Annotated in this window: 23 protein-coding genes; 5 read left to right on the top strand and 18 right to left on the bottom strand. The window is 63.0% G+C overall.

Annotated features, from left to right (window positions below; translation table 11 throughout):
• Window positions 1-94: 94 nt before the first annotated feature.
• Together ilvC and NKH02_RS20550 are read right to left on the bottom strand one after the other, a co-directional pair.
• Window positions 95-1,114, bottom strand: coding sequence for a ketol-acid reductoisomerase (ilvC, locus tag NKH02_RS20545; RefSeq protein ID WP_023757108.1), 1,020 nt, complete (start codon window positions 1,112-1,114; stop codon window positions 95-97).
• A gap of 18 nt (window positions 1,115-1,132) precedes the next feature.
• Window positions 1,133-1,789 carry a TetR/AcrR family transcriptional regulator gene (locus NKH02_RS20550; protein WP_352881039.1) on the bottom strand — a complete coding sequence of 219 codons (657 nt, stop codon included), beginning with the start codon at window positions 1,787-1,789 and terminating at the stop codon, window positions 1,133-1,135.
• 144 nt (window positions 1,790-1,933) lie between these two features.
• Between NKH02_RS20550 and NKH02_RS20555 the strand changes: the two genes are divergently transcribed.
• Window positions 1,934-2,368 carry an anthrone oxygenase family protein gene (locus NKH02_RS20555; RefSeq protein WP_502913843.1) on the top strand — a complete coding sequence of 145 codons (435 nt, stop codon included), beginning with the start codon at window positions 1,934-1,936 and terminating at the stop codon, window positions 2,366-2,368.
• A gap of 29 nt (window positions 2,369-2,397) precedes the next feature.
• Here the strand turns inward: NKH02_RS20555 and NKH02_RS20560 are convergent, their stop codons facing one another.
• A complete protein-coding gene (locus NKH02_RS20560) occupies window positions 2,398-2,856 on the bottom strand; it encodes a MarR family winged helix-turn-helix transcriptional regulator (protein ID WP_352881041.1) in 459 nt (152 codons plus the stop codon).
• A gap of 145 nt (window positions 2,857-3,001) precedes the next feature.
• Here NKH02_RS20560 and NKH02_RS20565 point away from each other — a divergent pair, with 145 nt between their 5' ends.
• A complete protein-coding gene (locus tag NKH02_RS20565) occupies window positions 3,002-3,727 on the top strand; it encodes a glutathione S-transferase family protein (protein WP_352881069.1) in 726 nt (241 codons plus the stop codon).
• On the opposite strand, the gene NKH02_RS20570 is transcribed toward NKH02_RS20565, so the two are convergent.
• A complete protein-coding gene (locus tag NKH02_RS20570) occupies window positions 3,675-4,856 on the bottom strand; it encodes an FAD-dependent oxidoreductase (protein ID WP_352881043.1) in 1,182 nt (393 codons plus the stop codon). The two genes, NKH02_RS20565 and NKH02_RS20570, sit on opposite strands and share 53 nt — an antisense overlap.
• A 130-nt stretch (window positions 4,857-4,986) precedes the next feature.
• Window positions 4,987-5,397, bottom strand: coding sequence for a winged helix-turn-helix transcriptional regulator (locus NKH02_RS20575; protein WP_352870921.1), 411 nt, complete (start codon window positions 5,395-5,397; stop codon window positions 4,987-4,989).
• A gap of 135 nt (window positions 5,398-5,532) precedes the next feature.
• On the opposite strand from NKH02_RS20575, the gene NKH02_RS20580 reads away from it, so the two are divergent.
• On the top strand, window positions 5,533-6,426 hold the full coding sequence (locus NKH02_RS20580; RefSeq protein ID WP_352881045.1) for an SDR family oxidoreductase: 894 nt from the start codon (window positions 5,533-5,535) through the stop codon (window positions 6,424-6,426).
• A gap of 304 nt (window positions 6,427-6,730) precedes the next feature.
• Here the strand turns inward: NKH02_RS20580 and NKH02_RS20585 are convergent, their stop codons facing one another.
• Together NKH02_RS20585 and NKH02_RS20590 are read right to left on the bottom strand one after the other, a co-directional pair.
• Complete coding sequence (locus NKH02_RS20585; RefSeq protein ID WP_352870917.1) at window positions 6,731-8,650, bottom strand: potassium transporter Kup; 1,920 nt, start codon at window positions 8,648-8,650, stop codon at window positions 6,731-6,733.
• Between the two features lie 103 nt (window positions 8,651-8,753).
• A complete protein-coding gene (locus NKH02_RS20590; protein WP_352881071.1) occupies window positions 8,754-9,494 on the bottom strand; it encodes a pyridoxine 5'-phosphate synthase in 741 nt (246 codons plus the stop codon).
• A 115-nt stretch (window positions 9,495-9,609) separates the two neighbouring features.
• Here NKH02_RS20590 and NKH02_RS20595 point away from each other — a divergent pair, with 115 nt between their 5' ends.
• Window positions 9,610-10,014, top strand: coding sequence for a SpoIIAA family protein (locus NKH02_RS20595; protein ID WP_352881046.1), 405 nt, complete (start codon window positions 9,610-9,612; stop codon window positions 10,012-10,014).
• Window positions 10,015-10,028: 14 nt separating this feature from the next.
• On the opposite strand, the gene NKH02_RS20600 is transcribed toward NKH02_RS20595, so the two are convergent.
• The 9 genes from NKH02_RS20600 to NKH02_RS20640 form a co-directional block, all read right to left on the bottom strand.
• Window positions 10,029-11,156: an ATP-dependent DNA helicase gene (locus NKH02_RS20600; RefSeq protein ID WP_352881047.1), complete on the bottom strand. Its 1,128-nt coding sequence runs from the start codon at window positions 11,154-11,156 to the stop codon at window positions 10,029-10,031.
• A 162-nt stretch (window positions 11,157-11,318) separates the two neighbouring features.
• Window positions 11,319-11,702, bottom strand: coding sequence for a nitrile hydratase accessory protein (locus tag NKH02_RS20605; protein WP_352881049.1), 384 nt, complete (start codon window positions 11,700-11,702; stop codon window positions 11,319-11,321).
• Complete coding sequence (nthB, locus tag NKH02_RS20610; RefSeq protein ID WP_352881051.1) at window positions 11,689-12,348, bottom strand: nitrile hydratase subunit beta; 660 nt, start codon at window positions 12,346-12,348, stop codon at window positions 11,689-11,691. Before nthB ends, NKH02_RS20605 begins: the two co-directional genes overlap by 14 nt.
• Window positions 12,345-12,950, bottom strand: a complete 606-nt coding sequence (gene nthA, locus NKH02_RS20615; RefSeq protein WP_352881052.1) for a nitrile hydratase subunit alpha — start codon at window positions 12,948-12,950, stop codon at window positions 12,345-12,347. The genes nthB and nthA overlap by 4 nt, the downstream gene beginning before the upstream one ends.
• Window positions 12,951-13,028: 78 nt before the next feature.
• Entirely contained in the window at window positions 13,029-16,190 is a 3,162-nt protein-coding gene (locus tag NKH02_RS20620) for an efflux RND transporter permease subunit (RefSeq protein WP_352881054.1), read from the bottom strand.
• Entirely contained in the window at window positions 16,187-17,446 is a 1,260-nt protein-coding gene (locus tag NKH02_RS20625; protein ID WP_352881056.1) for an efflux RND transporter periplasmic adaptor subunit, read from the bottom strand. Before NKH02_RS20625 ends, NKH02_RS20620 begins: the two co-directional genes overlap by 4 nt.
• A gap of 250 nt (window positions 17,447-17,696) precedes the next feature.
• On the bottom strand, window positions 17,697-18,293 hold the full coding sequence (locus NKH02_RS20630) for a LysE family translocator (RefSeq protein ID WP_352881058.1): 597 nt from the start codon (window positions 18,291-18,293) through the stop codon (window positions 17,697-17,699).
• Between the two features lie 115 nt (window positions 18,294-18,408).
• The gene (gene ilvN / locus NKH02_RS20635) at window positions 18,409-18,981 is read right to left on the bottom strand and encodes an acetolactate synthase small subunit (RefSeq protein WP_352881059.1); all 573 of its coding nucleotides are present in this window, start codon (window positions 18,979-18,981) and stop codon (window positions 18,409-18,411) included.
• Between the two features lie 84 nt (window positions 18,982-19,065).
• A complete protein-coding gene (locus tag NKH02_RS20640; RefSeq protein ID WP_352865159.1) occupies window positions 19,066-20,847 on the bottom strand; it encodes an acetolactate synthase 3 large subunit in 1,782 nt (593 codons plus the stop codon).
• Between the two features lie 484 nt (window positions 20,848-21,331).
• Here NKH02_RS20640 and NKH02_RS20645 point away from each other — a divergent pair, with 484 nt between their 5' ends.
• Window positions 21,332-23,134, top strand: coding sequence for an NAD(P)-binding domain-containing protein (locus tag NKH02_RS20645; protein WP_352881061.1), 1,803 nt, complete (start codon window positions 21,332-21,334; stop codon window positions 23,132-23,134).
• Between the two features lie 77 nt (window positions 23,135-23,211).
• On the opposite strand, the gene tmpB is transcribed toward NKH02_RS20645, so the two are convergent.
• Together tmpB and NKH02_RS20655 are read right to left on the bottom strand one after the other, a co-directional pair.
• Entirely contained in the window at window positions 23,212-23,802 is a 591-nt protein-coding gene (tmpB, locus tag NKH02_RS20650; RefSeq protein WP_352881063.1) for a (R)-1-hydroxy-2-trimethylaminoethylphosphonate oxygenase, read from the bottom strand.
• Window positions 23,799-24,357, bottom strand: a 559-nt coding sequence (locus tag NKH02_RS20655; RefSeq protein WP_352881065.1) for a TauD/TfdA family dioxygenase, incomplete at its 5' end; no start/stop codon positions are given. The genes tmpB and NKH02_RS20655, both read right to left, overlap by 4 nt.

The raw sequence follows: 24,357 nt of genomic DNA on the forward strand, positions 1-24,357 counted from the left end.
AGCCACTTACCGACAGAATAAGGAAACGGCGCCACGGGGCGCCGTTTCCGATTCGGCTGTAGACGCTGTCTGTCTTGGAATGTGCTGATTTCGCTTAGTTTTTCGCCTTGTCGACCAGCTTGTTCTTCGAAATCCAGGGCATCATCGCGCGCAGCTTGGCGCCGACTTCCTCGATCTGGTGGCTGTCGTTCATACGGCGGATGCCCTTGAAGCGCGACATGCCGGCGCGGTATTCCTGCATCCACTCCGACGTGAACTTGCCGGTCTGGATGTCCTTCAGCACGCGCTTCATCTCGGCCTTGGTCTCGGCGGTGATGATGCGCGGACCCGAGACGTATTCGCCCCATTCGGCGGTGTTCGAGATCGAGTAGTTCATGTTGGCGATGCCACCTTCGTAGATCAGGTCGACGATCAGCTTGACCTCATGCAGGCACTCGAAATAGGCCATCTCAGGCGCATAACCAGCTTCCACCAGCGTCTCGAAACCGGCGCGGATCAGCTCGACCAGACCGCCGCACAGCACGACCTGCTCGCCGAACAGATCGGTCTCGCATTCCTCGCGGAAATTGGTCTCGATGATGCCCGAACGGCCACCGCCGACGCCGCAGGCGTAGGACAAAGCGAGATCGAGCGCATTGCCCGAGGCGTCCTGGTTGACCGCGACCAGGCACGGCACGCCGCCGCCCTTCTGGTATTCGCCGCGCACCGTGTGGCCGGGGCCCTTGGGCGCGATCATGACGACGTCGACCGTCGACTTCGGCTCGATGAGGCCGAAATGCACGTTGAGGCCGTGAGCGAAAGCGATCGCCGCACCATCGCGGATGTTCGGCGCGATCTCGTTCTTGTAGATGTCGGCCTGCAGTTCGTCGGGCGTTGCCATCATCATCAGGTCGGCCCATTTGGCGGCGTCCGCCACGCTCATCACCTTGAGGCCATCGGCCTCAACCTTCTTGGCGGTCGCCGAGCCGGCCTTCAGGCCGATGGCGATCTCCTTGGCGCCGGAATCCTTGAGGTTGAGCGCATGCGCCCTGCCCTGGCTGCCATAGCCGATGATGGCGACCTTCTTGCCCTTGATCAGATTGAGATCGGCATCACGATCGTAATAGACGCGCATTTTGTCTTCCTTCCCGTTTTATGAATCAGCCTTGCGGCCGGTTTTTGCTCCGAAAAGAGCGAGAAACTGCTGCGTCGCCCGCGCGGCATCGCCGCCGATCGCCGCCTCAGTCAATTCCAGCCGGTCGCCGAGCAGCAGACGGATCTGCACATCGCGGGCGACCAGCCCGAAAAAGGTGCGGAACGCCGTCTCGGCATCCGCGAATTCCAGAAGTCCGGCCCGCCGGCCGGCCTCAAGCACCGGCTTCAGCCGTTTGGCCAGCGCGAAGCGGCCATTCTCCAGCACGACGGCGCCGAGATCGTCCTTGCCCGAGCCCGCATGACCGACCGCCACGCGATTGAGCGCGATCGAGGTATCGCTGGAGATTACCTGGAGCCAGTCCGAGGCGAAGCGTTCGAGGCTTGCCGTCAGCGAGGCGAGATCAAGCCCCTTGCCATCGACCTGCGCCACCCGCACCTTCGAGGCCTGCCATTGCACTGTCGCCGTCAGCAGCCCATCACGATCGCCGAACCATTTGTAGAGCGTTTCCTTGGAACAGCTCGCGCGGCGCGCCACGGCGGTCATGGTCAGCTGATCGCCCTCCTCGACCAGCAGCCGCAACGCCGCGTCGAGCACGGCCTTCTGCCGCTCTGTCAGCGCTTGGCTGGTGTCGATCTCGGGTACGATGTGCAACACGCTCTTCTCTCGGCAGGTAAGGCCGGCCGGTTATTTCGGCAAGCCGTACCGTACGTTACGGTTCGCCTGATCTATGGCGTATTGTTTTGGGCCTTGCAAGCCCTATTTCTTTCTGGACGGCGGCGGCTTGCGCGGGGAAAGAAGATGCTGATCGGATTGCTCGCCTTGACGGTTGCCGCCGTATTCTCCGGCGCCGCGATTTACGTCGGCGTCGCCGAACAGCCGGCGCGGCTTCGTCTCGACGACAAGGCACTGCTGCAGGAATGGCAGCCTTCCTACAAACGCGGCGCCGCCATGCAGGCGTCGATTGCCATTGTCGCCTGCGTTCTCGGCCTGATTGCCTGGTGGCAGACCGGCGGTCTCGCCTTCCTAGTTGGCGCTGTGTTGATCATCCTGCCCTGGCCGTGGACGCTGATCGCGATGATGCCGACCAACAGGGTGCTGGAGGCGATGGATGCAGGCGCCGGCAATCCGCAAGCCAGGCCCCTGATCATCAAATGGGGCAATCTGCATCTGGTTCGCACGGCGCTCGGTGTTTTGTCGACGCTGGCGTTTCTCTGGGGCAGCCATCCGGCTTGACCTCGCCGAGCCGGCTCGGCGCCGTGGCATCAGTCCGCGATGGGCGGATGGCGCAGTCGGCCAAGCAGTGCCGAGACCATGGTCAACTCATTTCCCGAGAGCTTGGCGCCGACCAGTTCGGCGATCGACCGTCCGTAGACAGCCCACATTCGACGCCGCGTCTCGCGGCCTTTGGTGGTGATGCGGATGGTCTGGCCACGGCCGTCATCGGCCACCGGCAGCTTCTCCACCAGCCCATCGGCCTCGAGCCGCGCCAGCAGCCGCGATATGTTGTATTGCGCGAATAGAGTGCGCTCGATCAGCTGAAACGGCCGCAGCCCGCCCTCGCCGGCCTCGGCGATCTCATGCAGCACGTCATACCAGGCAAGCGGCGGCAGGCCGGCGGCCTTTAACGCCTCTTCAGCGCTTTCCACCAGCTGGCGCGAAACGCGCATCAGGCGGGCCCAGGCCTTGATGGCTTCGGGCGAAGGCATGGCTGTCTCGGTCATGGCCCAGCATAGGCAATAGATGCAATTGCATCAAGCTTGACGTTCAATGCATATGCATTTACATAGATGCAAGTGCATTAAATTATGGAAAGCCAGTCCAATGAAACACGAAATCCGCGAACTCGCCGACATTGGGGCGAGTAAAATGACCGACAAGCTCATTCTCGTCAGCCACCATCTCTGCCCCTATGTTCAGCGCGCCGCGATTTCACTGGCTGAAAAGGGCGTGCCGTTCGAGCGCATCGATATCGACCTAGCCAACAGGCCGGAGTGGTTCAAGGCGATTTCACCGCTCGGCAAGGTGCCGCTGCTGCGCGTGCAGCGAAATGGCGAGGAAACTGTGATCTTCGAATCCGCGGTCATCCTCGAACTCCTCGAAGAGACGCAGGCCAATCCCCTCCACCCCACCGACCCCTATACCCGCGCCCGGCACCGAGCCTGGATCGAGTTCGGCTCGGCCACGCTCAACGCCATCGGCCGGTTCTATTCAGCGTCGACCGAGGCCGGCTTCCTGGCCGAATCCAGCGCGCTGTCAGCCATGTTCGATCGTCTCGAAACCGAACTGGCGGACGAGCTTGGCGGACCCTGGTTCGCCGGCGAGCACTTTTCGCTGGTCGACGCCGTTTACGGTCCGGTCTTCCGCTATCTGGACGCCTTCGACCGGATCGGTGATTTCGGCATCCTTGACGGTAAACCGCTCGTCCGCGCCTGGCGCCAGGCGTTGAGTGAACGCCCGTCGATCAAGTACGCCGTGGCGCCGGGCTACCCGCAAGGCCTGCATGCCTTCCTGCGGGCGAAGGGATCATACCTTTCGAGCCTCATCCACCGAAGCGATCCGGCCATTTCGCCTCTGCAAGCCCGATCCGCCTGAACGGATCGATCACCGTGCCGGCCACCATCGAGGCGAGGAACCGCGGTGCCGGCGGAATTTTTGCCACCGTCACCACCAGCGTGTCGCGGATGAAGGGCGGCGCCACGGAATCCGACTGGTAGAACGGCGTGAACGCCAGCGACAGCGCCTGGAAGATCCGCACATGCCAGCGGCGCGCCTTCGCATAGGCTTCAAGCGCTGCCTCGACACTCGCCGTCCGTGCCAGCGCATGGCTGAGCGCCGCGGCATCAAGCAGCGCCATGTTCGCCCCTTGCCCGAGCTGCGGGCTGGTCGAGTGCGCCGCATCGCCGATAATGGCCAGCCGCCGGCCGGCCGGCCATTTCATCGTGTGGTGGCCATAGCGCGCCAGCGAGAGCTGGTCGAAATCCTCGATCTGGCTGGTGAACGCCTCGCATTCGGGCCACAGCGCGACCAGCCTCTCCTTCCAGGCGTCGAGACCCACTGCCCGCACCCGCTCGGCATCGGCCGGCTTGAGGCTCCAGAAGAACGCCGCCATCTTTTCAGCGCCCGACTCCGGCCGGCCGATCGGCAGCACGCCGATCATCACGCTCGCTTTGTCGTAGCGTTGCAGCAGCGCATGCTCGTCAAAACCTTCGCCGCGCCAACCGAGCGAGGCCCAGAACGCGCCATAGGTAAGTGGTCGTGGCTCGCCTGGAGCGCTTGCGCGTCGCAGTTTCGAGCGCGAACCGCTGGCGTCGACGACCAGATCGAATGGCCCCGCCCTTCGTCCGTTGCCACGGATCAGCGTCGCCCGCTCGCCGTTCTCCAGAGCCTCGATCTCGACGCCGGTTTCGATAGCGATCGCCTCGCGCTGCGTGGCGCGAAAGAGCACGCCGAATAGGGCCGCCCGGTGTATCGCCGACCCAAAACGATGGCCTCGTTGCGCATCATAGCGTACATCGAGCACGGTGCGGCCGCTGCGGGCGTCGGCGCCATACAAGCGGTCGATGCGGCTGCCCAGCGCCAGTATGTCGTCGAGCAGGCCAAGATCGGCCAGCACCGTCAGCCCGGTCGGCTGCAGGATCAGTCCGGAGCCGACCGGCTTCGGTTCGTCGAAGCGCTCGAAGACGGTGACCCGATGCCCGGCACGCTTGAGATAGAGCGCCATGGCCAGCCCAGCCGGGCCGGCGCCGGCAATTGCGATATGGTATGAAATCTCGATGCCCCAAGCCTGATTGGCGAGGACAATCCTTCAGCCGTCGGGCGAAATCAAGTTGCGGCTCCGGGCATTGGCCGGCTCAACCTTGGGCGGCATCAAAATCGGCGCGCGCTATCCGCACCGCATCGTGGTTGAGTTCGGCCCATAGAATCAATTGATGAAAAGCGCCGAACATCGAGCGCCCTAGATCGGTCAGGCTGTATTCAACACTCGGTGGTTTGGTCGGGAACACCTCACGATGGACATAGCCATCGCGCTGCAAATCGTGCAGCGTCTGGGTCAGCATGCGTTGCGAAATATCGGGCACCAGGCGCCTCAACTCGCCGAAGCGATAGGGTCTTTCAGCCAGCGCCATCATCAGCAGCGATCTCCATTTGCCGCTGACGCCCTGGATGACATCGCGGACCGGACAATTGGCGAAATTGCCGTCCCCGCTCATCGCCTTATAGATCTCCATCTTCGATTTCAGATTGATGACCTTGCCGTCCATGGGTGGTTCCCTGCCTGTGCCTACCTCCCGAAAAACTGCCTTCTTTACGGCGGTGGGTCAATTCCTATTTTAGTGCTGGTCTCTTTCCGAGACTACCGCTCGATCCGCCCTTGCGGCGCAACGTCAGGATCCCCCATGACCGAAACCCTTCTCGTCACCGGCGCCTCCGGCCAGCTTGGCCGCGGCGTCATCCACTATCTCCTGGACACGCACAAAGTTCCGCCGGCAAAGATCATCGCCACAACACGCAATCCAGAAAACGTGGCCGATTTGGCGGCGCGCGGCGTTGTCGTCAGGACCGCCGATTTCAACGACGCGGCCTCGCTGGAAACCGCATTCAAGGGCGCCGACAAGGTGCTGATCATTTCGACCGGCGATCTCGATCTCAAAAGCGGCAAACGCCTGAAGCAGCACGAAAATGCAGTCGCCGCGGCCAAGAACGCCGGCATTTCGCATCTGCTCTACACCTCGATGCCCAATCCCGAGCCAGTTTCGCCCGTGCTGTTCGCCAACGATCACTACAGCACCGAGCAGGCGATCAAGGCGAGCGGCATCCCCTACACGATCTTCCGCAACGGCTGGTACCAGGAGAATCTGTTCATGGCACTGCCGCACGCGATCGCCTCGGGACACTGGTATACGTCCGCCGGCGAAGGTCGCATTGCGCACGGCGCACGCGATGACATGGCCGCGGCGATCGCCGCCGGCCTCGCTGGCGCCTCAAACGAAAGCAAGACCTACACGTTGACCGGCCCGCACGCCTACACCACGGCCGAAATCGCCGCCCTGGTGAGCGAGGTCACCGGCAAGCCGCTCAATGTCGTGCAGGTTCCGGATGAAGCCCTGACCGAAGGCGTGAAGGCGGCCGGTGTCCCCGAGGATTTCGCTGACGTCGTCGTGTCCTTCGACGCCAACACGCGCTCCGGCCGCATCGCCATGGTGACCGACGCGATCGAGAAACTTTCCGGCAGGACGCCAAAGACGTTGAAGCAATTTCTCGAGGCGAACAAAGCAGCCCTGGCGGGCTGAAGCGGCGTTTTCGCCGGGCATAGTCCTGAGATGCCTGCGCGGCACGGACCCCCACCCCTAACCCCTCCCCACAAGGGGGAGGGAGACTTCCGTTGGTGCTGACCTAGGCGAATCGCCTGTCTTTTCGGCGCCAAAGAAGAATTAAAGGCACGCGGCAGCGTTCCCTCCCCCTTGTGGGGAGGGTTAGGGTGGGGGTCTTCTTCGCAAGAATCCATATGCGATAGCCCTGCCCTCGTGGGGGATGTCCGGCAGGACAGAGGGGGGCGCGAAGGATCGCGGCAGAGCCGGTTTTATTCCGAGCCGGTCAGATCGCCACCTGTGTACCGATCTCCACCACACGACCGGTCGGGATCTGGAAATACTCCGTCGCGTCGGCCGCCGTGCGCGCCAGGCCGATGAACAACCGGTCCTGCCACACAGGCATTCCGGAATTGGGCGAGGCCTTGAGCGAACGCCGCGACAGGAAGAACGAGGTCGTCATGATGTCGAACTTCCAGCCTTGCTTGCGGCAGATCGCCAGCGCGCGCGGGATGTTGGGCTGCTCCATGTAGCCGAAGGTCAGCGTCACCCGCATGAACAGCTCGTTGACCGTCTCCATCTTGACCCGGTCGCTGTCAGGCACCACTGGCTGCGGCGCCGTCACCACCGAAAGAATGACGTTCTGCTCATGCAGCACCTTGTAGTGCTTCAGGCTGTGCATCAGCGCGGTTGGCGCGCTGAGCGGATCGCTGGTCAGGAACACGGCGGTGCCGGACACCAGCTGCGGCTTTTTCTTCAACAAATTGCCGGCGAGGAAATCGAGCGGGATCTCGTTGCGGCGGGTCTTGTCGAACAGGTAGCGACTGCCGCGCACCCAGGTCCACATGGCCATGATTATAGCGAAGGCCACCGCCAACGAGGCCCAACCACCCTCGAATACCTTGACGATGTTGGAGGCAAAGAAGCCTATATCGATGAACATGAACAGCGCCGTCAGCGCGATTGCCGGCCAGAGGTTCCATTTCCAGATGCGTGTCATGATGACGAAGAGCAGGGTCGTCGTCACCAGCATGTTGCCGGTCACCGAGATGCCATAGGCCGAAGCCAGCCTGCTGGACTCGCCGAAGCCGACGACCAGCATCATCACCACCAACGCCAGCAAGAGGTTGACGCGCGGCATGTAGATCTGGCCGGACTGTCTCTCCGACGTGTGCAGGATTTCGAGGCGCGGCAACATGTTGAGCTGCACCGCCTGCCTGGTCAGCGAGAAGGCGCCTGAAATCACGGCCTGGCTGGCGATCACCGTCGCGGCAGTCGCCAGAACGACCATCGGGATCAGCGTCCAGCCTCCGTTCATCTCGAAGAATGGATGGCCGACGACTCCGCCATTGGCCAACACGAATGCGCCCTGCCCGGCATAGTTGAGCAGCAGGCAAGGAAACACGATCGCCAGCCAAGCCAGCACGATCGGCTTGCGGCCGAAATGACCGAGATCGGCATAGAGCGCCTCGGCACCGGTGACCGCGAGGAAGACGGCGCCGACGGTGACGAAAGCGACGTCGGGCGAATTGATCAGGAAGGCGGCGATATAGTGCGGACTGATTGCCCACAGGATTTCCGGATCGGCGACGATGTGATTGAGACCGGAAAGGCCAATGGCCAGGAACCACACGGCGGTCACCGGGCCAAACACCAAGCCGACACCACCCGTGCCGAACCGCTGCACCGCGAACAGTATGGCCAGAATGACCAATGTCAGCGGTACCACATAAGGCTGGAAAGCAGGCGTGACGACATTCATGCCCTCGACCGCCGACAGCACCGAGATGGCCGGCGTGATGACGGCATCGCCGAAAAACAGCGAGGCCCCGACAATGCCGATAGCGAGAATGATCGCCGAGCGCGTCGGGAAGCTGCCGCGCGCCAGCGCCATCAGCGACAGCACGCCGCCCTCGCCGCGGTTGTCGGCGCGCAGCACGAACATGATATATTTTACTGTAACCGTGATCGTGAGCGACCAGATGATCAGCGACAACACGCCAAGGATGTCGCCACGTTCGGCGACATCGCCGCCGGACGAGGCGTGCAATGCTTCGCGAAAGGCGTAGATCGGGCTGGTGCCGATATCACCATAGACGACACCGAGCGCGCCCAGCATCAGAATCTTGGTGCTGTGCTGTTCGACCTCTGGATGGCTCGATTGTTCGACAGATTCTGCCTCAGTACCAGCATTGGTAAGGGCCATGGACGACACTCCGATAAGCGCGCGGTGCTCTACGCTTGCTGCGATGCAATATCAAGTGCCGTTGGGTAATGGCTGCCATGTCTGTCGCGCGAGTCTGCCATCGCTACCACCCGCAGGCCTTGAGAAATCGCCCCACCGTGCCGGCCATGCCATACTCCAATGCGTCGGCTGTCAACCCATGTCCGATCGACACTTCGGCCAGTGCCGGAATGCGCTTGGCAAGCGCAGGCAGATTGCTGACCACCAGGTCATGCCCGGCATTGACCTGAAGCCCGACGGCAAGCGCGGCATCGGCGGTTTTTCCCAACCTTTCCAATTCCTTGGCTGCTTTGGCGGAATCCGAATGATAGCTTCCATACGGACCCGTATAGAGCTCGATGCGGTCAGCCCCGGTATCGCGCGCGGCGGCCACGCAATCGGGGTCCGGATCGGCAAACAGCGACACGCGAAAGCCTCCCTTCTTCAGGCGTTTGACGATCGGAGTGAGGAACGCGGCCTGTGCCGCGAAGTTCCAGCCGTGGTCGGAGGTTGCCTGGGCCGGATCGTCCGGCACCAGCGTCACCTGTTCGGGCTGATGCTTTTCCACAAGTGCCAGGAACTCCTCGGTCGGATAGCCCTCGATGTTGAATTCCGCACGCGGAAACTCGTCGTCGATCAGCGACCGGATCTCGGGCAAGTCGGAGTGTCTTGTGTGCCGCTCGTCGGGGCGCGGATGCACCGTCAGTCCGTGCGCCCCGGCCGCGAGCGCAATGCGGCCGAGGCCGGTGACGCTGGGCCACGGCAGGTCGCGCCGGTTGCGCAGCATGGCGATGGCATTGAGATTGACGGAGAGTTTTGCGGGCATGGCGATGGCCTCGGAAATCATTCGATGCGCCACCTATAATGCCTTTGACGGGAACAGACAGGGGGTTTCGGGTGTTCCAAGAGCCTGATGAATGAGTCCGGGAAAGGACGCACCCATGAATTTTCTCGATGCCGTGCCGGCGATTCGCCGTGTCGAGACCAACCGTGACGACCTTTTCGCCATCGACGTCGTCGGGCACGTTTCCGCGGCCGATGGCGAAAACCTTTTCGGGTTGCTGGAGGCTGCCTATGCCCTCCACCAGCGCATCGACGTACTGGTGCGCCTCATCGACCACGAGGGCGTCGACTGGGCCGATATCGCGGACGAGACCCTGAAGCAGGGCGCCATTCATGCATTGGAACATGTCGGCCGTTGCGCGGCGATAGGCAAACCGGACTGGATAGCGGACGCAAAACGCTTCCTGCCGCCCTCACCGCCTATCGAATTCAGACACTTCAAGGCGGAAGACGAAGCCGCCGCCTGGCAATGGCTTGCTGCGCAGCCTGTCGGGGAGCGATAGCGTCCGATTGCCTGCTACCTGACGATCGTCAGCCGCTCTGCCGCCCGCGTGATTGCCGTGTAGAGCCAGCGCTGGCGGGTTTCCTTGAAGGCCCAGCTTTCATCGAACAGCACGATCTCGTTCCACTGCGAGCCCTGTGCCTTGTGCACGGTCAGCGCGTAACCATAGTCGAAATCGTCGAAGCGTTTCTTCTGCTGCCACGGAATATCGGCGTCGGGATCCTCGAACGCCGCCTTGAGCAGCTTGATCTTGGCGACACCGCGATCCGGATCGTCCTCTTCCGGTGACACCAGCAGATTGATGCCGGGCTTCACCGTTTCGCGCGACGAGGTCATCACCTTCCATAGCGAGCCGTTGAGCAGGCCCTTGGCCGGATCGTTGCGCAGACAGACCAGTTTGTCGCCGGCCTGCGGATAGTCGGCATTGAAGCCTTTGAGTTCGCGCAGCCGCTGATTGTAGCGGCGCCGCGTGCGGTTGGTGCCGACCAAGACCTGGTCGGCCTTCAGCACCAGCTCCTGGGTGACGTCTTCCTTGCCGATCACCTGCGCCGTGCCGTAGTCGCCACGCATGAATTCACGGCCCTCGCGCACATCGAGCGCCAGCCGCAGGATCGGGTTGTCGCGCGCCTGCCGGTGGATTTCAGTGAGCAGGAAATCCGGCTCGTGGTCGGTGAAGAAGCCGCCCCCCGAGATCGGCGGCAACTGGCCGGGGTCGCCGAGCACCAGGATTGGCGTGCCGAAGCTCATCAGGTCGCGGCCGAGCTGTTCGTCGACCATCGAACATTCGTCGATGACGACCAGTTTCGCCCGCGTGATCGGGCTCTGCCGGTTGAGCGAAAAGGTCGGCGACATCGAGGTCTTGCCGGTGATCTCGTCCGACACCGATTCCTCGCCTTTCGGCCGGTAGATCAGCGAATGGATGGTGCGCGCATTGACCGCGCCCTTGGAGCGCAGAACCTGTGCCGCCTTTCCGGTGAAGGCGGCGAACTGCACCTGGCCGTCGACATGCTCGGCGAAATAGCGCGCCAGCGTCGTCTTGCCGGTGCCGGCATAGCCGAACAGCCGGAACAGCTGCGGCTTGCCGGTCTTGAGCCAGCGGGCAACCGCTTGCAGCGCCTCGTCCTGTTGGGGAGAGAATTCCATCAGCGCGAGAGACCGGATTCGCAAGGGAAAGACAAGACAGCCATCACCACCATCGACGGGTCGAGCGCCTCAGTGCCGCCGACAGGCTAGGCTATCAGGGGCAAATCAGAACGTAAAGAGAACGCACGATCTCGCTCGACGTCATTAGGGCGGGTTGCCGACCTATCGGGTCGGGCCGCCACGACCCTGTCGGGTCGCACTGGGATCGTTCTCCAGCAGGATCGGCTTGCCGTGCGGGGTGGCGTGCGCTGCGCGTTCCCAGGCCTCAGCCATTGCGTCGACATCCGCCTTGGCGGCCAGCCCTTTCGAGACAAGCAGGCTTTCGAGTGCCGCCAGCCAATGTTCGTAATAGTCATGGCCATCAGCCGCGGCACCTGGCTTCTTCACCTGCGCCGACAGCGCCTGCGCCCATTCACTCCACGAAAACAGGCCCTTGTCGTGCAACGCTACCGTCATGGCGAAGGCTTCGGCCTGCCATGGCTCGGCAAAGACCGGAGCATCGACGCCCGGCGGCAGATCGGCGACGAGGCCCTCACGCCGGCTCAAGATAGCTCTCCCAGGCATCGATCGAAACGCTCAGCGTCGGGTCGGCCCCCTCGCCCCAGATTTCCGCCCCTTCGAAAACCACGGTGTAGACCCATTGCGGGTTTTCACCGTGCCCATGTGCGTTGCTGTCGGGAAACACGAACCCGTCGCGCACCGCCTCGATTGTACCCTGCCTGCCGCGTGCGTAGCGCGGCAGCCGCGTGTGGCCGGTCGCGTTGAAGTTCTTGGTCCGCACGAGGTCGCCGGCCTTGAACCGCGCCGGCCGCGCCACCGGCCGGTCGCAGGGACCGCCCTTGGCCAGCACATCAGGCACGCATTCAGCCTTCAATACCCGCTTCGGCACCGCTGCCGGATCGACCGCCATGCCTGCCTCGAGATCGCGCTCCGTGACGAAGCCATGGCGCTTGAGCAGGATCTCCAGCGCCTTGATCCAGATCTCATAGTAGCTGGAGGCATAATAGTCGGCCGGATGCAGCGATTCCCGCGCATGCCGGCTTTCGTCGATGTTCCACGCTCCCATCGCGCCGGCAGTCAGCGTCACGCCGAGCGCCCGCCTTTCCCAGGCGGCATGAAAATACGGCTCGTCCTTTTCCGGCGCGACCGGGCCGAACCCCATCTGTCCGCCGAGATCGTGCGGCCCGTTCATGCCGGCTGCCTCGCCAGGCCGGTGCCGATCATCGCATCGCGGCTCACCAGTTCCGCTAGCCGCTCCTCGCTCCAACCCTCGGTGCCCTCCGGCCGTATCGGCACGACGAGATAACGCAATTCGGCGGTCGAATCCCAGACACGGATCTTCTTGGTCGCCGGCAGCGTCAGCCCGAATTCCTCCAGCACCCCGCGCGGATCGATGACGGCGCGCGACCGATAGGGCGGCGCCTTGTACCAGACCGGCGGCAGGCCGAGCACCGACCACGGATAGCAGGAGCACAGCGTGCAGACGACGAGGTTGTGCGTGTCCTCGGTGTTGAACACCGCCTGCATATGCTCGCCCTGACGGCCGGTGTAACCGAGCGATCCGATCGCCGCGGTCGCATCGCGTTTCAGCCAGTCGGCAAACTCCGCGTCGGCCCAGGCCTTGGCCACCACCCTGGCGCCGTTGCGCGGGCCGATTTTCGTCTCGTAAGTATCGACGATGACATCGATCGCCGCCGGATCGATCAGCCCCTTGCGGGTGAGGATGGTCTCCAGCGCGCGCACGCGGGCTGCAAACGGATCGAGTTCGTTGTCGTGGTCATGATCGTGTGACATGGCGCCAAATTACGGTTCCGGTGTTGCCACCGCAAGCGCAACGCCTTGGGCCAGCGGCATATGGAGCTGGCCCTGCCTCTATTCGGCGGCCGCCCGCTGCGGTTCGGGCAGCATTTCTTCCCTCGCCTTGAACAGCGAGGGCTGGTCGATATCTTCGACACGACTCGGCTCGCCCTTGCGCTTCGACCATAGCCCGACCAGCCAGCCCGAGAAATTCTCCATGTAGACATAGATCACCGGGGTCACGAACAGGGTCAGCGCCTGCGACGCAAGCAGACCGCCGACAACGGCAACGCCCAGCGGCTGGCGCAATTCGGCGCTGGCGCCCGTGCCGAGCGCGATCGGGAACGTACCCATCAATGCCGCCAGCGTCGTCATCATGATCGGCCGGAAACGCATCAGGCAGGCCTTGTGGATCGACTCGGTCGCCGACATGCCTTCTCGTCGCAGTTCGAGCGCGACGTCGACCATCATGATGCCGTTCTTCTTGACGATGCCGATCAGCATCAGGATACCGATCACCGCGATGACAGACAGATCCATGCCGGCAAAGCGCAGGGCAACAACCGCCCCGAGCACAGCCGACGGCAGGCCGGTGAGGATCGTGAGCGGGTGGATGAAGCTCTCATAGAGGATGCCGAGCACGATATAGATGGTCAGGATCGCGCCGCCGACCAGAAGACCCTGGTTGGCCAGCGAATCCTGGAAGGTCTTGGCCGTGCCGGCAAAGGTGGTCGAGATCGCCGTCGGCATGCCGATCTGCTCTTTGAGCGCGTCGATGCGCGTCACGCTGTCACCCAGCGCAACGCCCTGCGGCAGGTTGTAGGAGATCGTCACCGCCGGAAGCTGGCCGAGCTGGTTGACCGTCAGGGCGCCTGCCGTGCGCTCGACCCGGGCGAAGGCGCCGAGCGGAACCAGACTGCCGCTTGCCGTCCTCATCTGGATGGCGAGCATCCGCTCGGGCGACCATTCGATCTTGGGATCAAGCTCGGTTATGACTTCGTAGCTGTCGGCCGAACCGAAGATCGTCGAAACCTGGTCGGTGCCGAACCCGCCATAGAGGGCAGAGCGCAGCGTGTCGGTATCGATGCCGAGCTGCGCGGCCTTGTCGCGATCCACCACCAGCGTCGCCTGCAGCGCATTGTTCTGCAGGTCGCTGGTGACATCGGTGAAGTTCGTATGGTCGGCCGCCATCGCGTCATTGAGTTTCTGCGCCCAAATATCGGTCTGGCCGGCATCGAGCCCCTGAACCACGAGCTGGTAGGCGCTGGCCGACGACCGTGAGCCCAGCCTCAGGTTCTGCACCGGCTGCATGTAGGTCTCGATACCCGCCACGCCGGCCAGTTGCTTGCGCAGATCCGAAAGCACCTTGTCGATATCGGGACGCTGGTCCTTGCCCTTGAGCTGGACGAAGAGCTGCCCCTGGTTGAGCGCATTGTTGCCGCTACCCGCCGACCACGCCACATGGTCGACATAGGGCGAATGCGAGAAGACGCTGGCGACCTGCCCTTGCAGCTTGGACATGGCGTCGAACGAGATGTCCTGGCGCGCAATGGTGGTCACCGATATCTGGCCGATATCCTCCTGTGGGAAGAACCCCTTCGGCGAGACCTCGATCAGCCACACCGACGCTGCCGCGGTTCCCATGAAGACGAGGAACACCAGGAAGGTGTGCCGCAGGCAGAAACTCAAGATCCGGTCGTAGCCGCGTGTGACGAGGTCCTGCTTATGGCCAGGGCCATGCTTGTCGCGGTCGGCCTTGGTGACCGACAGCAGCCGCGAGCACAGCATCGGCGTCAGCGTCAGCGACACGAACATCGACGCCAGGATGGCGACCGTCACCACGACTGCGAACTCGTTGAAGATGCGCCCGATGACGCCGCCCATCAGCAGCACCGGGATGAACACCGCCACCAGCGAGATCGAGATCGAGATGATGGTGAAGCCGATTTCGCGCGCGCCCTTCAGCGACGCATCGAAGGCCGACAGCCCATCCTCCTCCATGTGGCGGAAGATGTTTTCCAGCATCACGATGGCGTCGTCGACGACGAGGCCGACGGCGAGCGTCAGGCCCATCAGCGATATGTTGTCGATGGAAAAGCCGAACAGGAACATCGCGCCGAGCGTGGCGATCAGCGAGATCGGCACCGCCACGGCCGGAATGATCGTCGCCGTCACCCGGCGCAGGAACACGAAGATCACCATCACCACCAGCGCGATGGTCAACAGCAGCGTGAACTGCACATCGTCGACGGCCTGGCGGATCGAGGTCGAGCGATCGTTGAGCAGCTTGATCGAGGCAGCGGCCGGCATCTGGTCCTGGAAGGACGGCAGCATCGCCTTGACCTTGTCGACGACGTCGACCGTGTTGGCGTCGGGCTGGCGCTGCACCGCCATGATGATCGCGCGGGTACCATCGTACCAACTTGCGGTCGTGGTCGTCTGCACCGAATCGACGACGCGGGTGACCTCGCCCAGTCGCACCGGGTGACCGTTTTTGGCGGCGATGATGATGTTGGAGAAGCCGGCCGCGTCATTGAGCTGCGTGTTGGCGGTGATCGTGAGCTGCTGCTTGTCGTTCTGCAGCACGCCGAGCGGCGTGTTGCTGTTGGCGGACGCGATCGCCGCCTGCAGTTGATCGATCGAGATGCCGCGCGCGGCAAGCGCGGTCGGGTCGATCTGGATGCGCACCGCGTATTTCTGCTGGCCGAAGATCGAGACCTGCGCCACCCCGTCGATGGTCGACAGCGACGGCGAGATGACGTTTTCCGCGAAAGCATCGAGATCGGTCAGCGGAACCGTGTCGCTGACCAGCGACATCAAAAGAATGGGCGCGTCGGCCGGATTGACCTTGCGATAGCTCGGCGGCGCCGTCATCTGCGGCGGCAGCGATCTTTGCGTGCGCGCGATCGCCGCCTGTACATCCGCGGCGGCGGCGTCGATGTCCCGGTTGAGCACGAACTGGATGGCGATCGAGGTCTGGCCAAGCGAGTTGGTGGTCGAAATGGAATCGATGCCGGCAATGGTGGCGAACTGCTTGATCAGTGGCGTCGCCACCGAGGTCGCCATGGTCTCCGGCGAGGCGCCGGGCAGCGAGGCCGAGACATTGACCACCGGGAATTCGGCGCTGGGCAGTGCGGCCACCGGCAGGAATTTGTAAGCGAACAGTCCGCCCAGCACCAGCGCGAATGACATCAGAAGGGTGGCGACAGGCCGGCGTATGCAAAATTCGGAGATCATCGAGCCGCCTCGCCGGCATTGGCTGCCTCGGCCACCTTGGGCGCGGCAGCACCCGCCGCGGCCTTGCCTTCATGCACGGCGGCGCCGTCCTTCAGCCCTGTCTGGCCTTCGGTGACAACTTTCTCACCGCTTTTCAGCCCTTGGCTGATGGCGCTGTTCTCGCCGTCGGTCAGCGCCACCTGCACCGGGCGCATCTCGACGGTATTGTCCGGCTTGACCACATAGACGAATGGCCCCTTCTGGCTGGGCTGGACCGCGACCGTGGGAACGGAGGTCATCCGCGGCATGATGCCGGCGTCGAGCACGACATTCACATACTGGCCCGGCCAGAGCGAAAGATCGGCATTCGGAATGCTTGCCCGCGTGGCGATCGTGCCCGACGCGGTGTCGACGCTGGAGTCGACGAAATCGAGCGTGCCCTTGCCGATCGGCGTCGGGTCGCCGTCCTTGGTCAGCGTCACTGCCCCTTGCCGCGGGTTGGCGAGCGCCTTGTGCAGCAGCGCCAGGTTGCTTTCCGGCAGATTGAAGTTGACCTGCAGCGGGTCCATCTGCGTGATGGTCACCAGCGGGGTCGCCGTGCTGCTGTTGCCATTGCTGGTGGTGACGAGGTCGCCGACGGCGACATTGACCGCACCCAGCCTGCCGGCAATCGGCGCCGTGATCGTGGCAAAGCCAAGCTGGACGTTGTCGGCGTCGATCGTCGCCTTGTCGGCATCGACGGTCGCCGCGGCAGCCTTCTCCGCGGCGACGGCCTGGTCGTAGGTCTGCTGCGTGCCGGCCTGCTTGGCGACCAGGTCCTTGGCGCGCTGCAGATCCGAACGCGAGCTGGCGAGCATCGCCTGGTCCTTGGCGAGCGCCGCCTGGTCCTTGGCCAGTTGCGCCCTCAGCGCCCGGTCATCGAGCGAAAAAAGAACGTCGCCAACCCTGACCATCTGCCCGTCCTTGACGTCGATCGAGACGATCTGGCTGGAGACCCGCGCATTGATGCTGACGACGGCCGGAGAGGAGACAAAACCGATCGCATAGCGCCGGATCGGGAAATCGGCGGTCGAGGCGACGGCCGAGAGGATGGATGCGGAGCGCGACGCGCCAGCGGCTTTCTTGTCCAAACCCGCAGCCGGTTTGTCCGACGGCGCGGCCACCTGCCTTGCGCCGACGAGCTGTCGAACCCTGCCCAGCGCATCAGGCGAAAGATAGAGCCAGGCCGCTGCCAAGCAGGCGAGGGCAAGCAACGAAAGAACGGCTTTTCCACGCATGGTCAAAAGGCCCTCTTCACCCGACGCGCCGTGGTCCGATGGTTCTTATTCTAACGCAAATCACGGCCGTTGCCGCGATTACGCCGAATACATAGGACACGCCTTTGTTGGAAAAGGGCCAAAACACGGCATTACGAAGATTTAATGTGCACTGCACAATGGATGTGCAACACGGCTTGGCTCCCAATCTGGACGGTCCGCCGAGAGTCGGGATCCCGTTTCGCGACGATCAGATGGTGCGCCCCACGACCTATCTCAGCATCGGCCAAAGCGTCGCCGCCAGCAGCACGCCCATGGCGATGTTGAACCATTTCAGCCGCAGCGGGTCCGACAGGAAACTGCGCAGCGCGGTGCCGAACCCCGCCCACACCGAGACGCTTGGCAGATTGACGACGGTGAAGGCCACGGCGATCAACACCACCGACAGGAATGGACGCTCAGGATTGGCGTAGACGGCCATGGCGGTGATCGCCATCACCCATGCCTTCGGATTGACCCACTGGAATGCCGCCGCATCGATGAAGCGCATCGGCTGTGCCTTCACCTCGCCCTTGCCGCTGAGTGAGCGCGACATGGCGATCTTCCAGGCGAGATAGAGCAGATAGGCACCGCCGGCGATCTTCAATCCGGTGTGCAGCGCCGGGAAAGCCGTAAGCACCGCACCCAGGCCAAGACCCACGGCAACCAGCAGCACCAGGAAACCGATGCTGATGCCCAGCATGTGTGGAACCGATCTGACGAGGCCGAAATTCACACCCGATGCCAGAAGCATGAGGTTGTTCGGCCCCGGCGTGATCGAGGTCACGAAAGCGTAGACAAGCAGGGCAAGGAATGCGTCAAGCGACATGATATCCTCCCAGATATGTCAGCATTATTGTCGCTTCGTGAGGTCCGCGCAAAGGCCAGCGGCCGGCTCGTGGCCGGACCAGGCGCGCCCCGCCAAAACTGTCGATGCCGCAGGCTTACATCGCCTGTGGGCCGCGATTCAACGCCGCCACGCCGGTGCGGCAGATTTCGACCAGGCCGAGCGGCTTCATGATGGCGATGAACTGGTCGATCTTGGAGCCCTTGCCGGTGATCTCGAAGATGAAATGCTCGGTATTGGCGTCGATGACGCTGGCGCGAAAGGCGTCGGCCAGCCGCAGTGCCTCGACGCGGGCCTCACCGGTGCCGCCCACCTTGACCAGCGCCAGTTCCCGCTCCAGCGGCCGCTCCTGGCCGGATTCGTGCGAACGCACGGTCAGGTCGACGACGCGGTGCACCGGCACGATGCGCTCGAGCTGATGCTTGATCTGCTCCAGCACATGCGGCGTGCCGCGCGTCACGATGGTGATGCGCGACAGGTGCTTCTCATGTTCGGTCTCGGAGACGGTCAGGCTTTCGATGTTGTAGCCCCGCCCGGAAAAGAGGCCGATGACCCGGGCAAGCACGCCCGGCTCGTTGTCGACCAACACGGAAAGCGTGTGGTTTTCCGGCTTTTCGGTTTCCTTGGCGATGAAATAAGCGGAACCGGTCGGCTGTAGCTGTGCGTTCATGACATGAATCTCGATTTCAAACTCTTGATCTAACTCTCTGTTTGCGCACGGCTTCTCGCGACAGCCCTGCCCCCGTTCTGACGGCTACACCAGTTCCCTGCCCCTGGCGTCGATGGCGTTGGCCACCGCCTCGTCGGTCGCCTCGTCGGGCAGCAGCATCTCGTTGTGCGCCTTGCCCGACGGGATCATCGGGAAGCAGTTGGCGAGCGTCGCGACGCGGCAATCGAACAGCACCGGTTTCCTGACCGAGATCATCTCCTTGATGGCGTCGTCCAACTCGTCCGGCTTCTCGCAGCGGATGCCGTGGCCGCCATAGGCCTCCGCCAGCTTGACGAAGTCCGGCATCGCCTCGGTATAGGAATGCGACAGCCGATTGCCGTGCAGCAGTTGCTGCCACTGCCGCACCATGCCCATATACTGGTTGTTCAGGATGAAGATCTTGATCGGTGCGTCGTGCTGCACCGCAGCGCTCATCTCCTGCATCGTCATCTGCACCGAGGCATCGCCGGCGATGTCGATGACCAGCGCGTCGGGATGCGCGATCTGGACGCCGAGTGCCGCCGGCAGGCCATAACCCATCGTGCCCAGCCCGCCCGACGTCATCCAGCGGTTCGGCTTCTCGAAATGATAGTGCTGCGCGGCCCACATCTGGTGCTGGCCGACCTCGGTCGTGATGTAGGTGTCCATGCCCTTGGTCAGTTCGTAGAGCCGCTCGATGGCGTATTGCGGCATGATGACGTCGTTGTTCATCTTGTATGCGAGCGAGTCGCGCGCGCGCCATTTGGCGATCTGCTCCCACCAGGGATAGAGCGCCTTCTTGTCGGCCTTGGCGCTCGCCCGCCACAGCCGCACCATATCCTCCAGCACCCGGCCGACATCGCCGATGATCGGCACCTCGGTGTGGACGTTCTTGTTGATCGACGACGGATCAATGTCGATGTGGATTTTCTTCGAGTTCGGCGAAAACGCGGTCAGCCGCCCGGTGATGCGGTCGTCGAAACGCGCGCCGATGCAGATCATCACGTCGCAATCATGCATGGCCATGTTGGCTTCATAGGTGCCGTGCATGCCCAGCATGCCCATCCAGTTCTTGCCCGATGCCGGATAGGCGCCGAGGCCCATCAGCGTCGAGGTGATCGGGAAACCGGTGAGATCGACCAGCTCGCGCAGCAGGTGGCTTGCTTCCGGGCCTGAATTGATGACGCCGCCGCCGCTATAGATGATCGGCTTCTTGGCGCCGGCCATCAGTTCGACCGCCGCCTTGATCTTTTCCAGGTCGCCCTGGACCTTGGGCTGATAGCTGGTGCGCGGCGCGATCTGCGGCGGGACGTAGAATCCCTTGGCGAACTGCACATCCTTCGGGATGTCGACGACGACCGGACCGGGACGGCCGGTGGTCGCGACATGGAAGGCCTCGTGGATGGTCGCGGCGAGCTCGTTGACGTCCTTCACCAGCCAGTTGTGCTTGGTGCAGGGACGCGTGATGCCGACGGTATCGCATTCCTGAAAAGCGTCGGAGCCGATCAGCGAGGTCGGCACCTGCCCGGTCAGGCAGACCAGCGGGATCGAATCCATCAGCGCGTCCTGCAGCGGCGTCACCGCATTGGTGGCGCCGGGGCCGGAGGTCACCAGCATGACGCCGGCCTTGCCGGTCGAGCGCGCATAGCCTTCCGCCGCATGGCCGGCGCCCTGTTCGTGGCGCACCAGGATGTGCTCGACCTCGTCCTGCTGGAAGATCTCGTCATAGATCGGAAGGACGGCGCCGCCCGGATAGCCGAAGACATGCTTGACGCCATTGTCCTTCAGCGCCTGCACCACCATTTCGGCGCCTGTCATCTCGCGCCGTTCGTTCTGTCCGTTGCTCATCGGTCTGGTCCCGTACTGTCCGCCATCTGGCGATTGCTGGTCGTTTAGTCGTGTTTCAGGCAATAAAAAAGGCTCCCGAGGGAGCCTGTGTCTGCGCATGGGGGGTTTTCGCCCGGCGGTTACACCGCCTTGCCCATGCGCTTTCCTACGAGAATGAGTGCCGTTTTCATGGTGGCGGACACTAAGGGCGGGAAAGGCACCCTGTCAACGGGAAAAAGTCGCGCCGGCAATGAAGGCGTTCCATGGCTCGGTGCCACGACGGAGCGTGGGTGCTGTCTTTGCTGCCGACGTTTCTGAAGCATGAGTTGTGTTCAGCCGCCGCCGCAACGTATTTTGGAAATCGCGGCTTCGGATAAGCCGTTGAAACCGCTGAAAACTATGGTGGGGCGTGACGAGGGCCGCTATCTTTGCCGATACTTGATCGTCCGGCCGGCACGTCCGGCGGAGCCACCATGACGATCTGGATTTCACGGGAGGAAACCTGATGCTCGACAAGGCCCCTAGCAAGAAACTGTCCGACCTGCTCGACCAATTCGGCGCCGCCCTGGCCGCCAATGACATCGAAAAGGCGGTCGATTGCTTTCAGGAGGATTGCTATTGGCGCGACCTCGTCACCTTCACCTGGAACATCAAGACCATGGAAGGCCGCGACCAGGTCCGCGACATGCTGAAAAGCCAGTTGTCGAAAACCAGGCCGTCACACTTTGCCATCGCCAAGGGCGAGGATGCGACCGAGAGCGGCGGGTTGATCGAGGGCTGGATCAGCTTCGAGACGGAGGTAGCACGCGGTTTCGGTCATGCCAGGCTGAAGGACGGCAAGATCTGGACGCTGCTGACCACCATGGTCGAATTGAAAGGCCACGAGGAGCCGGCGGGTTTCGCGCGGCCGATGGGCGCCAAACATGGCTCGGGCAAGAACCGGCCGACATGGAAGGAAGAGCGCGAGAAGGAAGCTGCCGAACTCGGCTTCAAGACGCAGCCCTACACGGTCATCATCGGCGGCGGCCAGGGCGGCATCGCGCTCGGCGCGCGGCTGCGGCAACTGGGCGTGCCGACCATCATCATCGAGAAGAACGAGCGCGCCGGCGACAGCTGGCGCAAGCGCTACAAGTCGCTCTGCCTGCATGACCCGGTCTGGTACGACCATCTGCCCTATATCGACTTCCCCAGGAACTGGCCGGTCTTCTCGCCCAAGGACAAGATCGGCGACTGGCTGGAAATGTACACCAAGGTGATGGAGCTGAATTACTGGTCCTCGACCGAGGCAAAAAGCGCTTCCTATGACGATAAGAACAAGGAATGGACCGTCGTCGTCCGGCGCGACGGCAAGGACATCGTCCTGAAACCCAAGCAATTGGTGCTGGCCACTGGACAATCCGGTAAGGCCAACATGCCGAAATTCAAAGGCATGGAAGACTTCAAAGGCGATCAGCATCACTCCTCGCAGCACCTCGGACCCGACGCTTATGTCGGCAAGAAGGCCGTTGTCATCGGATCCAACAATTCCGCCCATGACATCGCCGCGGCACTTTGGGAAGCCGGCGCCGACGTCACCATGGTGCAGCGCTCGAGTACCCATATCTCCAGATCCGACACGCTGATGGAAATCGGACTGGGTTCGCTCTATTCGGAGCAGGCGGTGCAGAACGGCATCACCACGGCCAAGGCCGACCTGATCTTTGCTTCGCTGCCCTACAAGATCCTGCACGAGTTCCAGATCCCCGCCTATGCCGAGATGAAGAAACGCGACGCGGCGTTCTACAAGGGATTGGAAGACGCCGGTTTCATGCTCGACTGGGGCGACGACGAGTCCGGCCTGTTCATGAAGTACCTGAGGCGCGGCTCTGGCTATTATATCGATGTCGGCGCCTCACAGCTGATCATCGATGGTTCGATCAAGCTGAAGAGCGGCGTCGACGTCGAAGAGATCAAGCATCATTCGGTTCTGCTCAGCGACGGGTCGGAACTGCCCGCGGACCTCATCGTCTATGCCACCGGCTACGGCTCGATGAACGGCTGGGCCGCCGATCTGATCTCCAGGGACGTCGCCGACAAGGTTGGCAAATGCTGGGGCCTCGGCTCGAACACCACCAAGGATCCCGGTCCTTGGGAAGGCGAGTTGCGCAACATGTGGAAGCCGACGCAACAGGAGGCGCTGTGGTTCCATGGCGGCAATCTGCACCAGTCACGCCACTATTCGCAGTTCCTGTCGCTGCAATTGAAGGCGCGGCACGAAGGCATCGCGACGCCGGTCTACGGCCTGCAGCAGGTCCACCACAAGGGATAGTCGATCGCCATTCCAGCCGAGCAGCATGAAGGAGGCACGGCTTGCACCCTGCCTCCTTCCCCGATTGGATTAACTGACTACGCTGGCTTATCCACCGCGAACTGCGTCACGACCCGCTGCAGCAGCGGCACGTAGTCGCGAAAGGTCCGCGTCTTCATGTTGGCGATCTTGCCGCTCTCATCCCAGATGCGGACCCGGACCGCTTCCTCGTGGAAGGGGTTCTTGCGGAACTCGGCCACCTCCTCGGCGCTCATCGGCCCGCCCTGCAGCGAGAGCGTATGCATCGAGGCCTGCGAAAGCCTGCCAAAATAGGTCGGGTCGGTGGCGCAGAGGTAACGCTTGGCCGCGACATGCAGCCTGACGCATTCGACGATGACAGGCGGAAAGAACGGCGCCAGCACCTCGCCACCGGCCACATCATGATGCTTGTCCTCGACATCCTCCGGCGAATAGGTGCCGAACTCGCTGGTGTAGTGGCCGATGTCGTGCAGCAGGGCCGCCGCGACCAGTTCGTCGGGCGCGCCGTCCTTTTCGGCGAACCAGGCGCCCTGCAGCATGTGCTCGGACATGGTGACGGGTTCGCCGAGATAGGATTCCGCGCCCCTGCGTTCAAAGATGTCGGCGATGAACTCGACGATGGTGTCCGCGTCCAGGTCCTTGCCGCTCATTCCGCTGCCTCCTTGAACCCGTGCTCGATCGCCGCGAGCGTCGACAGCAGACCGTCCTTGTCGGCATAGCAACCCTGCAGCCAGCGTTTGCCGGTGCCGGAAAATGCCTTGCGCGCATGCATGACGCGCGTGTTGTCCACGATGAACGCCTGCCCCGCTTCGAGCTTGAACGTCACCTCGAAGGACGGATCCTCGATCAGTTCGGCGAACCGGCGATAGGCGGCGTAATACCCCTCCATATCGGCGAACGGCACGTCGACCGTCGGCGCCAGCGAACGGTTGTTGAAGCGGATGCAGATCAGCTCGCCATCGGGTCCGAGCTCGATCATCGGCCGCTTCGCCTGCAGCCGCACACCGGACGAGCCGGCATATTCGAAGCGTGCCGGGCATGAACTCAACAGCCGGAAGCCTTCGGGATTCTCAGCCTGCAGCGCGGCCGCGGCGGGAAAACCCGGCCCGCCGCAGGGCGCGCCCCCCACCACACGATATTTGATTGGGGGCCCGGGGTGGCGAGTAGGCGCCGGGGACGGGGAGGGGTTTTGGGTGTTGGCCGGG

It is taken from the genome of Mesorhizobium sp. M1396 (genome assembly GCF_040317725.1).
In the GTDB taxonomy this organism is placed as follows: Bacteria; Pseudomonadota; Alphaproteobacteria; order Rhizobiales; family Rhizobiaceae; genus Mesorhizobium.